Genomic DNA, 12129 nt, shown 5'->3' on the forward strand with positions numbered 1-12129 from the left:
CCAACGTAACGCTACGGTTTAACGCCCGAAAACATCGCCAGTTTTGGACAACTGACCTGTTTAATATGTTGATGATAGGTTGTTTGATTATTCTTTTTCAGCGCATCAGCCGCGTTCACAATTGCGTCGTGATTTTCTGAGCTATTTAAAAATACCTGCTTAATGCGTTCATCAGGAATATCTTGCGCCAGATGGCAGTGGTTACGCAGGTCGGTGATAATCTGCTGCTCACGCAACGCATAGGACAGATTGCTATAGGGTGATTTCGCCAGTGTCAGAAATGGGAGCATTACCAATAGTGAGCAAGCGTTGATCTTCCGAAACATAGAGCCTCCAGCGGCGTTATTCAGGTTTACACAGTGTAGGATCAAATACCGTTTGCCAGTCGTGATGCATGTCAACAACGACCCAGCCATAGCGCGGGGCAAGTGTGAGTCCAGAGACCAATTTACCGCTGGCAGGCGGATGTGCGTCATAGCCGTATTCCCGAGCGGGATCAGTGTGATGTATCAGTAGGCCCAATGTTTTCATCTTCGGATTGGATGAAGTGTATTGCAGCATTGGCACATCACCGTCGCTGTTACCAAACGCCGCAACTGGGCGATGGCCCATAAAAAGGTGGATCGCTACAGGTTTTGCGGCCTCGTCGTCAAGAAACGCGCCGTGCATGGTTTTACGTAACTGCGTACCGTTATCACTCAAGCTAAATTCGGACAAAGAGAATGATCCGATCACTTGTTCCGGTGGTATCCCATACATTTTTTCAGCCAGTACACGCATGAAATCGACGCCACCACCCGACACAATCCATGTTTTAAATCCGTTTCTACGCAGGTAGTCCAGCAACTGACGCATCGGCTGGTAACTCAAGGTATCGTAACGGCAGCCAAAACGGGGATGGCGGTGCGTATCAACCCATTGCGCTACGCGCTGGGCGAATTCATCCGTGGTCATTCCGGAGTGCGTCAGGGTTAGTAATTTCAGCAGCCCCTGTTTCCCGGCTTTTTCTAATGCCGCTTTATCATCTGACAGGACGGCCTGAACCATGGGATCTTGCTGCCATTGCGGGTGGGAAGGCGCGAGCCGCTTCACTTCATCAACCGCAAACTGTAATTGGAAAGTGAGAGGGGCTTCCGGCCAGAGCGTGCCGTCATTATCAAAGACCACATAACGTTCATTAACAGGAATGAAGGCGCGGCTACCAGGCGCTGTCGTTGCCTGAACCCACTGTGCGATAGCTCGCTTCGCAGCGGAGTCACGCCATGCAGAAAGATCGTCTGCCTGGACAGCTGAGCCCCATAGCAATAATGAGGCTAATAATAATTTTCCCTTCATAACCTTTTCCTGTTCTGTGGGACCAATAAAGGGAGGGCAGTGACGTGCCATAGATGCCGCCACATGTGATAAGCGAACAGAGCCGCGCGCCATATCCATCGCCGGGTAAACCAAACCAGCACGCCCATGCCGAGAAGCAGAAGGGTGATCGTCCACAGTTGCCAGGCTGTCAGCGAATGGGACGATTGCAAGGTCATTTCACTACCCGCCGCCCGTGCAGGCAAAATGGTGTAACGGATCGCGGGCAACTCAGCGAGTCGCCATTGATGTTGCGAAGTATTCCACCAGCGCAGTTTGACTGCGGGTAAATCAAGTGAACCAGGGGTGTCGGGTAAATAGCGCAGCCGTTCAATATGTTGGCTACCGACAATCTCATCCCTGCCTTCAATCAGAGGCGAATTAAGTGTGATCAGTTTTTGTGTGGTGGGGCCCGGTAAGTCAGCCAGTATCGGCGGAATTTGTGCAGCAATGACATCATGTGCCTGCAGCGTTACCTGACGTTCAACAACATCACCAACATGCAGAGTTTGATCACTTTGCGCGCGATAAAACGTCACTTTTTGCGTCAGTGAAAGGGCACTTGCAGGTAAAAATCTATCAGGTTGTTCGACATCAGTTGGCCAATTAACCGTTGTTTCCAGCTGCGGCAGCTGTGCTGTTTTCGGCGGTTGGCCGGCAGATTGCAGCGTAATATCCAACTCTGGGAGACGTAATTTTCCCTGATCCCAGGCCATGAGTTGACGTTCCATACGCACACCACTCCAGCTCAACCCTTGTTCTGTCTTGCTGACTAATTGATTAGGAATAGGTGTGGGCAGTAAATTGCCATTTTCGATTGGAAAATCAGGCCACTGAGGTGGAGGATTGAACCAGCTATCCGTCCAAAAAGTGATGGCAACACGCAGGGGTTGACCCGGTACGAGTTGATCGGGCACCACTAACTCACGTGTAACATCCATCGCCGCACGTGCGGGAAAGGCCAGAATAAACAAGCACAATAAGAGCAGTTTCATGGCGACTCCGAATGGTACAGATTTTCGAGGAGCCCGCTGGGAGAGAGGATTAAATTTTGATACCACTGATTAATCTGAGGGGACGCTTGCTGCAAGGGCTGCATATCTTTTTGCATGACGCCCTGATTTTTCGCCAGATCCTTTTTGATCGCATCCGCACTCTCTTCCTGCTCTTTTCCCTGGGCATCCTGGCGGTCGCGTTCTTTCTGCCTTAACTGCATGACAATTTTTGCAATACTGGCGCGATTTTGCTGTGCCATAGGCCAGCCAGGACGAAGGCTGAGTGCCTGATCGTATATATTCAATGCCTGCTGCCAGTGTTTTAGTTGGGCTTCACAATTACCGGCCCACAACAGAGATTCCGGGGTCGGTGGGACAAGACGAAAAGCGGCGCTGGCCCCGGCGAAATCACCCGCATAATAGAGGGCGATGCCACGTCTTAAGGGATCCTGATAATGCCGGGCAGCGGATGTGTAATCTCCACGCTTGAAGGCCTGCTGACCTTGCATATCAGGTCTAATAAAACGATCTATCAGACTGGCGTGTGCCGGAGGTGCAATCCAAATCCATGACAGGATGGCCCACGCAGCGACAACTTGCCGGCGCCATAGCAGCGACAACAGCAACATCAAAGGGATCAATAAATATCCACTGTTATGCCAGGGCAGATCCACGCGATCATTCTGCTCAGCAATAACCGTTTGCCGAATGTGACGCCGTATGCTGACAAGGTCATCATCATCAATGGTTGCCAGTGTCACGGGCAACCCGTGCTGCTGAATTTGCTTGAACCGGGCCACATTCAGACGGGTATCGATACCACGTTGAGCAAGCGCTTCAGGTAATGCACCTCCGCGAGCGGTTCCCGGTACCCAAAGCTGAATGGGCAAAGTCGTGTTATTGAGCAAACTCACATCCGTCGCACTCAGGGAATCTGCGATTAACAGTATCGAACGGGGTGAGGCGGGTAGGTTTTTTTCTGCCAGCGCCAATGCTGGCTGCAATCCATCACCGTCACTGTCAGGGAGTAACGTGGGTTGTTGGGCTTGTAAAAATAGGGTGTAAAAGGTCGGATCGGTGGTCATTGGTGTTGTCAGCCAGGCTCCAGCCCTGTAAACCACCAGACCAAAACGACTTCCTGGGAGTTGCTGCATTAGTAACGTCAGCTTATGTTGCATGCGTTCATGGCGATTAGGAGGCAGATCCTGTGCCAGCATGCTGAGATCCTGTTGCAGAACCACCATGACATTACTTTGGGGGGATTCGCCCGCAGGCGGTTGTTTGTGCCAACTGGGTCCAGCAAGCGCGACGAATCCCGTTGCCAGCAACCACGGCAATAGGGCACGAGCAGGCAGGCGCTTTCCGATAATCAAGAGATGAAAGGGTTTTGTCAGAATGCGTGACCACTGACTATCCGTTCTGCGTAACCACCAGGCCAGCCCCAGGCACAATGGCAATCCTGTTAACCACCAGGGATGCAATATGTGGAATGCGTTCATCACCTACGCTCCCTAATCTGACTGATGAAAGTCATGAGCAGCATGAGCAACATACTCATGGCCAGTGGCCAGATAAAGAGGGGTTGTCGCAGCGCGAAACCCAGGGTTTTGACTTGTGCTGGGGTTTGGGCATCAATGGTTCGCCACACGCTTTGCAGCGCCACACCTGAAGTCGCAGCCTGAAAAGCAGTCCCCCCGGTTGTATGAGCCAGCCTTTGCATCAGGGCGACATCCACTTTGCCTTCGCCACCCGCGGCTGGGTCACCAAAGGCAATGGTATCAACCTGTACATGATGAGAAGCTGCCAATTGCGCCGCCATCGCGGGAGGCAATTGTGATGCGGTGTCATTGCCATCGGTAAGCATAATTGCCATACGGCTGGCGTCCTGTTCGAGTGAACTGTCGAGCAACTTCACGGCCACACCCAGCGCATCCCCGATCGCCGTTTGCTGCCCGACCATACCGGGCGATAATTGTTGTAACCGTGCCAGCAACGCTTCTTTGTCTTCACTGATCGGAGCAAACGGCCAGGCGCTCGAACCAAAGATCACCAGGCCAATACGATCTTTTTTGCGTTGCTGCACAAACTGGCGCACCGATTGTTGTACCGCCTGCAAACGTGTCATGCCGCCACCTGCATCGTTCTTCTCCATCGAACCCGACACATCCAGTATCAGAACCAGATTGCGCATCGGTTTAGTCTGTACCTGAGGGGGCAAAAGATATTCGGGGCGCGCCAGTGCGCAGATCATTAGCAACCAGCTCAACCAAAACAGCAGTGACAGGCTTCGATTCCTGTCGGGAACCGGCGTATCCAGTTGTAATTCTTCGATTAAAACGGGAAGAAAAGGAACACGAACTTCCTGCGAGACAGGCGGTTTTGTGGGTGGCAGAAAGTAACCCAATAACGGTATTGGGAGTAACAGCCATACCCATGGCCAGGCAAAATCAACGCGGCTCATCCACTCAGACATCGGGCAGTGCCTCCAGCCAGCGTTGTATCTGTTGACGCAATTGCTGGTTATCTGCGCTGCTCAGGTGATTGTCCGCCTGGCAATAACGCCGGCAGAGTTGCTGCCTGAGTGATTCCGTCAGGGGAAGCTCGGCGAGTATGGATTCCGGCTCACTCTGCTCGCTGATAAGTGCACGCGGATGATGCACCAGCTGAATCCGTTTGATTAGATTCAACCAACTGTCAGCATCCTCAACATGATGCAGCAGTGTTCGTGCTTCACGGCGCCAGCGATTTCGATACCAGCGTGCAGCTCTCACTAGTAAAAATGCCATCAGACAAATTAGCATCACCGAGAGCAGCCACCACCAACCCTCGGGCAAAGGGAACCATGAAACAGCAGACGGCAATTCGGGATGTTGTAGTGTGGGAACACTAAAGCCTTTTGCCAGCATGATCATCTCCCCGATGTAATTGCGCCATGAGGGGTTCTCCGACCACGATATGGCGAACGTCAACGCCCAGCCGGGATAAGCGGTTCTGCTGATGTGACAGGCGCGCGCTAACACTTTGTTTAATTTGCTCGCGCAAAGCTGGGCTTAGTGCAAAAGAAACGTGCTGATGTTGATAGCGGGCCGCCAGATTTCCCCGAGCGGGCAGGCGGAGATGAAGGTCATCAAGCACAACGAAAGCGGTGATTTCACAACGCCGGCGCAGTACTGCAATCAAAGCCTCGCTTTGGCTATTCAGATCGTGAAAATCGCTGATCAACGCCATCCAGGTGCCAGCAGGAATCAGGCTGGTTGTGCGCTGCAGCACCTCATGTAATGGCAGAGAAGATACAGGCTCTTGCGCATAGCCTGGCGCTAAAGCCTGATTGAAACGGACAATATCCGAGAGTAAGGGATGCAACGCGAATTTGGCTGAACGGCAACGTTGTAGTGCGACAGACTGATCATCAAACAACGCAAAGCCTAGCCGATCACCATCGTGCCAACTTCTCCATGCCAGCAGTGCAGCGATATTGGCTGCCGCTACGGATTTCATTTGCCCTTGGGTGGCAAAAAACATATCCAAACGCTGATCGATCAGCAGGAATACAGGGCGCTCTTTCTCTTCATTGTAGAGACGTATCCACGGTGAACGCAGCCGCGCCGTAGCCTGCCAGTCAATGAGCCTAACATCGTCACCGGGTTGATAACGCCGTAGACTATCGAAGTTAAGGCCACGCCCTTGTTGTCGTGACACTCGTTCTCCAGCCATCGCCGTTGGCGGCAGCTGGCCCGGTGGATTCTGAAGCTTTTGAGCCTCGGTGGCGAGTGATAATAAGCCGGGCAGGGTCACTGTGATGGCCTCGCTCATCAGGCCACCACTGCGTCTAACAACATTTGGACCACATGATCAGCACTCATGCGTTCGGCATTTGCCTGATAACTCAATAAAAGACGGTGACGCAGAACCGCAGGCGCAACACGCTGAACATCTTGTGGTAACACTGCATCCCGGCCCTCCAGCCACGCTTGCGCCCGACTGGTTCTATCAAGCGCCAGCGTACCGCGCGGGCTTATACCCAACGCAACATAGCTGGCAAAAGTTTCACTGACCCGCGCCGTCTGGCGAGTCATCTCTACTAATGAAACGATGTAGTTTTCAACCGTGGGAGCAACATACACATCGGAAATTGCCTGCCAGCAAGCGGCGATATCCTGCTGGCTTAAACGTGGCTCATCACGTTTTTTATCCGTCGCGGCCACGCCCAAATACTTAGCCTGTTGCTCAGCGCGCACTAATTGCATGACGCGTTGCTCATTCTCTTTTGACGGGTAATCCACCCGTACTTTCATTAAAAACCGATCTAACTGGGCCTCGGGTAACGGCCAGGTCCCTTCCTGATCGACCGGGTTTTGCGTAGCCAGTACCATGAATACGCCTGGCAGGGGCCAACTTTTACCGGCAACCGTGACGTGCCGCTCTTCCATTGCTTCCAGCAATGCCGATTGCACGCGAGCAGAAGCGCGATTGATCTCATCTGCGAGGATCAAATTGCCAAACACCGGACCGGGACGGAAACGGAATTGGTCCTCTTCCCGAACGGCGTTTTGTTGATAAATTTCACTCCCGGTAATGTCTGAGGGTAGCAAGTCGGGAGTAAACTGGATGCGCTTAAATTCCCCCTCGATATGATTGGCCAGTTCACGTACGGCGCGGGTTTTCGCCAACCCGGGTAAACCTTCCAGTAACACATGTCCATCACATAACAACGAGATGATCAGCATGCGAACGAGCTCCTGCTGGCCTAAAACCTGCTGATTCATGCTGACTTCCAGCGCCAGAAACTTATCGCGTAGTGTCATGCTCCGCCTCCCGTTGTTGCGGCTGCAGCAGCGAGGCGATGCCCACCAGAATGGGTTGTGCGAAGTTAAAGAAGGCCTTAATACCAGGGCAGAGGTAGTTCAAGCCGAGTTCACCTTCTTCGCTGCGCACGATGCGGTTCTTCGGGCATTCTCCCCAACACAATTTGAGATAAGGACAGCGTTTACACGCAGAAGGTAGCGTATCGCGTTTTCCCATACCGAAGGCTTTCTGCCGCTCGGAAAATGCCATACGGCTGAGTTTGGTGTGTTTCAGGTTACCGAGTTGATATTCGGGATAAACATAGTGATCGCATGAGTAGATATCACCGTTTTTCTCAATCGCCAGGCCTTTGCCACAAAACTCCGAGGTCACGCAGATCTGTCCAGGCATCCCCATGGTCTGCGCAACGGCTGTTTCAAACAGATTGACCTGCACGCGGCCTAAATCGTTATTGACCCACTCTTCAAACGTCGCGATAAGAAATTTTCCCCAATCGTCAGGATCAACTGACCAATCGGTAACAATCGAGTCCAGATCGCCGGGTTTTGCTCGCCGGCTACCTGTCATCGGGATGCTATCATCGCGCCAGAATTGTGGGGCGGTTTGTTTGAAATCCACCGGTTCGACACAGGGATTAAACTGGATGTAGGTTGCGCCGAGTTCACGTGTCAGAAAACGATACACCTCCAGCGGAAAACGCGCGTTAGTCCGATTGACAGTAACCAATGCATTGAAAGGGACGCCATGTCGTTTCAGCGCTGCAGCACCTTCCATTACTTTCTCAAAAGTGGGCTTACCACTGCGAGTCAGGCGATAGCGATCATGCAGCTCTTGTGGACCGTCAATGGATAATCCCACCAGAAAATGATGCTGTTTGAGAAACCGTGCCCAGTTGTCGTTGATGAGAATACCGTTGGTTTGCAGATCGTTTTCGATTCGCTGTCCGGGCTTTTGATATCGCCGTTGGAGTTCGACGACTTTTTCAAACCAGGCTAATCCCATCAACGTAGGTTCACCGCCTTGCCAGGAAAATACCACCTGGTCTCCATCCTGCCCCTCAATATACTGGCGAATATAGGCTTCCAACACGTCATCGCTCATGACGCTGTGATCCTGGTGAAGCAGTTGTTCTTTGTGCAGATAAAAACAGTAGTTGCAGTCAATATTGCAGCGAGAACCCGTAGGTTTGGCCATCACATGAAAACGTCGGGTGTAAGCTGGACCTTTACCATTGTATTTGTTGGCGCTGGGCAATGGGCGCAACGCCAGCGTGGTGCTGTGTTTCATCGCAACCTCCATTAACCGGGCACGCGCGTGCCCGGTTGTCATCGGCGAGCTTAGTTAGTGGCCGGACTGCCTTCATCAATCAGTTTCTGCACATCAGAAACGGTGAAGGAGCCAGGTTTTTGCCGCGGAGGGAACTCTTTGAAACTTTGCAGCATTTCTGCGGCATATTTTTGTGCGCCACCGAGCAGGAACAAGCGGTCATAGAACCAGTGGTTATAGTCCATGCCATCATCACCGCGTTCCAGTGGGTCAATCTCAAGATCGAAGATCAGCGGCGTGCGCAGTTTAGTGAACGGGTATTTCCACAGATCCAGTCCGGTATGTTCCTGAATCATGAAGTGGGCTTTCCAGCGGCCATAACGCATTGCCAGTAAGTCTCCATCGTCACTCCAGTAAAAGAACTCGTGACGTTGATCCGGCGCTTTGCCTTGCAGGAAATCGAGTTGATTATAACCATCCAGATGGACCTTATAGGTCATCGCGCTGGTTTTATAGCCTTTCAGCAGCTGTTGTTTGATATCACCCACACCGGCAGCGGCGACCAGCGTTGGGAACCAGTCATTGCTGCCAAACATATCGTTGATGACCGTACCCGGTTTAATATGACCCGGCCATCGGATCATGGCCGGTACGCGGAAACCACCTTCCCAGCCGGTATTTTTTTCACCGCGGAAGGGGGTCATCCCCGAATCAGGCCAGGTGGCAATCATCGGACCATTATCAGTGGTATAAATCACAATGGTGTTATCTTCGATGCCGAGGTCTTTAATTTTCCTCAGTACCTCACCAATGATTTTGTCATGCTCGACCATGCCATCCGCATAATCCCCCAGGCCTGTGACGCCTTTGTCTTCCGGTTTTATATGGGTTTTATTGTGCATGCGTGTGGTATTGAACCAGGTGAAGAAGGGCTTGTTCGCTTTCACCTGACGTTCCATAAAATCATTGTTAGCGGCCAGGAACTCTTCATCCACAGTCCCCATACGTTTCACGTTGAGGGGACCGGTATCCTCAACTTTGCCATCAGCCGTGGACTTAATGACGCCACGCGGTCCAAATTGTTTCTTAAATTCAGGATCTTTCGGATAGTCAGGATTCTCTGGCTCTTCTTCTGCATTCAAATGATAAAGATTGCCAAAAAATTCATCAAAACCATGAGCGGTAGGAAGGAACTCATTACGATCGCCGAGATGATTTTTACCAAATTGTCCAGTGGCATAACCGAGTTGCTTCAAAATGGAGGCGATGGTTGGGTCTTCTTTTTGCAAACCCTGCGGGGCGCCCGGCATCCCAACTTTACTCATCCCGGTGCGGAAGGGCATTTGTCCAGTGATGAATGACGATCGCCCAGCGGTTGAACTCTGCTCTGCATAGTAAGAGGTAAATTTCGCTCCTTCCGCCGCAATGCTGTCAATATTCGGTGTTTTGTATCCCATCATTCCCTGGTTATAGGTACTGATGTTCCAGTAACCAATATCATCTCCAAAGATCACCACGATATTGGGTTTATCTGTGTTTTGTTCCGGCGGGGTGGGGGTTGCATTGTTATCAGGTGCGGCATGTGCACTCCATGAACAGCAAGCAGCCGACAACATTGAGGCGAGAAGCGATTTGCCAAAAGGGATTCTGGACATTTCTGCACTCCGGTTAAGGTAGGTTTTGACCGACGTAATTAACCCGACGTGAGTTAACGCGCTGATCAAACCTTCCTGGATAGATTGTCATGAACGAAAATAAACTTATAAATCCATGAGCTAGCATGCATAAGACATGCGCCCGGGACATGAAACGCTATATAATTTTATTCACACCGCCATGGATTTATTAACGGCTGATGTCACATCTTGCTGGGAGTAGGAAAGTGGGCCGCTAATCAAGACAGAAAATAACGGTTTGTTTTTATAAATAAGCTGACATGAGATGTGTCTGATTATGAAAAGACAATAGCGGGTTAAAACTGGAATGCCAAGTGCCATTTTAAAATTGTGATAAAGGTCTACCTTCCATTTTCCCTGTTGAATAATGAAATCCTTCACTAGGAATAATCCTATTTGGTGATTTAAATTTCATGCTCCATTTAAAACCATGAATTACTTAGAAAATGATTATCTGGGTAAAATATCTCCCCGACAACAATCAAAAGCGATACATATTTATTTTGCATTTCTTATGTTTGTCATCTAGTCATTATTACTGCCTACACACTAATGTGGGGCAAACATCAATCTGGGTGGTGATATGAATAAATTCAATACGATAGCATTGTCAGCAACTGTTTTTGTGTCGATGTCATTTTCTGTTCTGGCCGCACAAGAAATCTCTAAGGATGAGGCAAAAAATTATACTGAAGTGGGCACCGTCTCCACTTCGGGTACTTTTACCGATCCCAAAGACGCTAAGGATGAACTCTCAAAACTAGCCGATGAGAAGGGCGGAAAGTATTACGTTATCACGTCGGCAAGGGTTGATGGCAAAGTCCAGGGCACCGCAACAGTTTACAAATAAATTCAATACCCTGCGAAAGCAGGGTATTAATTAAATTGCATGCTAATTATTCTCATTGTAATCACTGTCATCCTTACTGATATTTAACTGTAATCAAAGGCTGTACGAATATTGATTGCAAACCAAAAGAGACAACCTCTGATAAAAGCAATCTGAAATATGATTTGTTAGTTTCAAGGACGATTTGGCGCTTCTTATTCAAGCAGATTATTGATAGGTAAACTTACGTCCGTCTCAAATCGACGCATTTCCATAACCAGGGATTTGACTATGTATGGTACTTTTTACGGCACGATATTACAAGCGTTGCAGACCCTACCTGGCCTGGCTATTTTTCTCACTCTTACAGTGGGATACGCCATTGGTCAGATCCGTTTAGGGCCTATTCAGCTTGGCGGTGTTTGCGGAACGTTGATTGCCGCTTTATTAATTGGACAACTCCATATTTCTGTCGATACCGATCTCAAAAATGTTTTCTTTATGCTGTTTATCTTCGCACTGGGATACAGCGGAGGCCCGCAGTTTTTTGCCAATCCGTCTTAGCCCGAATGTTTGAATTGGACAAAGGCCTGGCTGCAGGCGTTGCCGCTGGCGCATTGACGCAATCAGCGATTATCGGAACAGCAGGTGACGCCATCGCTAAACTCGGGCTGCCCGCCGCTGAAGCCACACGCCTGCAGGGCAACGTCGCCATTGGTTATGCTGTGACCTATGTGTTTGGATCTTTTGGCGCCATTCTGGTTTGTGTCAATCTGTTGCCAAAATTCATGGGGCGGTCGATCAAAGAAGATGCATTGAAAGCGGAAAATGCCCTGCAGACGGGAGTACAAGTTTACGGCCCTGGCCAGGAATCCGCTGCACCTGATTTGGTCGGACGCATTTTCAAACTAAGTCGTTTTAAGCCTTGAGTGATTAATGGCGCCGCCGCGCCAGATAGATTACAAACTGGATGAGGGGCGGCGCGCATGAGGGGTGAGGCGAAGGCATATTTTCAGCAGGAGATAGCCGGTCATGGTCTGGAGTGCGTATTGCGATACCTTATTTAACATAATCATGATTATGCGCACTTTGATTATAGAAGCAAAGCTAACCTGGCCGTTCTGAGCTAAGCTTACCTGGCCGCTTCGGGCTACCTGCTGAGGATCCTGATATGACGGCTTCTGGTGCGGAGTTTTTCACGATG

General features: G+C 50.5%; 11 protein-coding genes and 1 pseudogene. 2 read left to right on the forward strand and 10 right to left on the reverse strand.

Annotation, left to right across the window (positions count from 1 at the left end; genetic code table 11):
- Nucleotides 1-11: 11 nt before the first annotated feature.
- From WFP70_RS06575 to WFP70_RS06620, 10 genes are read right to left on the reverse strand one after another with little or no spacing between them, the layout of a single operon-like run.
- Nucleotides 12-326, reverse strand: coding sequence for a YicS family protein (locus WFP70_RS06575; RefSeq protein WP_337023025.1), 315 nt, complete (start codon nucleotides 324-326; stop codon nucleotides 12-14).
- 16 nt (nucleotides 327-342) lie between these two features.
- Nucleotides 343-1335, reverse strand: a complete 993-nt coding sequence (locus tag WFP70_RS06580) for an HAD family hydrolase (protein ID WP_337023026.1) — start codon at nucleotides 1333-1335, stop codon at nucleotides 343-345.
- Nucleotides 1332-2348: an oxygen tolerance domain protein gene (locus WFP70_RS06585; protein ID WP_337023027.1), complete on the reverse strand. Its 1017-nt coding sequence runs from the start codon at nucleotides 2346-2348 to the stop codon at nucleotides 1332-1334. Before WFP70_RS06585 ends, WFP70_RS06580 begins: the two co-directional genes overlap by 4 nt.
- Complete coding sequence (locus tag WFP70_RS06590) at nucleotides 2345-3847, reverse strand: VWA domain-containing protein (RefSeq protein WP_337023028.1); 1503 nt, start codon at nucleotides 3845-3847, stop codon at nucleotides 2345-2347. Before WFP70_RS06590 ends, WFP70_RS06585 begins: the two co-directional genes overlap by 4 nt.
- On the reverse strand, nucleotides 3847-4821 hold the full coding sequence (locus tag WFP70_RS06595) for a VWA domain-containing protein (protein WP_337023029.1): 975 nt from the start codon (nucleotides 4819-4821) through the stop codon (nucleotides 3847-3849). Before WFP70_RS06595 ends, WFP70_RS06590 begins: the two co-directional genes overlap by 1 nt.
- Nucleotides 4814-5254, reverse strand: coding sequence for a DUF4381 domain-containing protein (locus WFP70_RS06600; RefSeq protein WP_282996609.1), 441 nt, complete (start codon nucleotides 5252-5254; stop codon nucleotides 4814-4816). The genes WFP70_RS06595 and WFP70_RS06600 overlap by 8 nt, the downstream gene beginning before the upstream one ends.
- Nucleotides 5235-6161, reverse strand: coding sequence for a DUF58 domain-containing protein (locus WFP70_RS06605; protein ID WP_337023030.1), 927 nt, complete (start codon nucleotides 6159-6161; stop codon nucleotides 5235-5237). The genes WFP70_RS06600 and WFP70_RS06605 overlap by 20 nt, the downstream gene beginning before the upstream one ends.
- Nucleotides 6161-7153 carry an AAA family ATPase gene (locus tag WFP70_RS06610; RefSeq protein ID WP_337023031.1) on the reverse strand — a complete coding sequence of 331 codons (993 nt, stop codon included), beginning with the start codon at nucleotides 7151-7153 and terminating at the stop codon, nucleotides 6161-6163. Before WFP70_RS06610 ends, WFP70_RS06605 begins: the two co-directional genes overlap by 1 nt.
- On the reverse strand, nucleotides 7137-8441 hold the full coding sequence (locus WFP70_RS06615; RefSeq protein ID WP_337023032.1) for an anaerobic sulfatase maturase: 1305 nt from the start codon (nucleotides 8439-8441) through the stop codon (nucleotides 7137-7139). Before WFP70_RS06615 ends, WFP70_RS06610 begins: the two co-directional genes overlap by 17 nt.
- A 50-nt stretch (nucleotides 8442-8491) precedes the next feature.
- Nucleotides 8492-10075 carry an arylsulfatase gene (locus WFP70_RS06620; protein WP_337023033.1) on the reverse strand — a complete coding sequence of 528 codons (1584 nt, stop codon included), beginning with the start codon at nucleotides 10073-10075 and terminating at the stop codon, nucleotides 8492-8494.
- A gap of 604 nt (nucleotides 10076-10679) precedes the next feature.
- Here WFP70_RS06620 and WFP70_RS06625 point away from each other — a divergent pair.
- Both WFP70_RS06625 and WFP70_RS06630 read left to right on the forward strand, forming a co-directional pair.
- On the forward strand, nucleotides 10680-10946 hold the full coding sequence (locus WFP70_RS06625; protein WP_337023034.1) for a YdgH/BhsA/McbA-like domain containing protein: 267 nt from the start codon (nucleotides 10680-10682) through the stop codon (nucleotides 10944-10946).
- 270 nt (nucleotides 10947-11216) lie between these two features.
- Nucleotides 11217-11854: pseudogene (locus WFP70_RS06630) on the forward strand (hypothetical protein).
- Nucleotides 11855-12129: the final 275 nt, after the last annotated feature.

Origin of the sequence: Pantoea sp. USMM079 (genome assembly GCF_037153115.1) — a bacterium.
Classification (GTDB): Bacteria; Pseudomonadota; Gammaproteobacteria; order Enterobacterales; family Enterobacteriaceae; genus Pantoea; species Pantoea communis.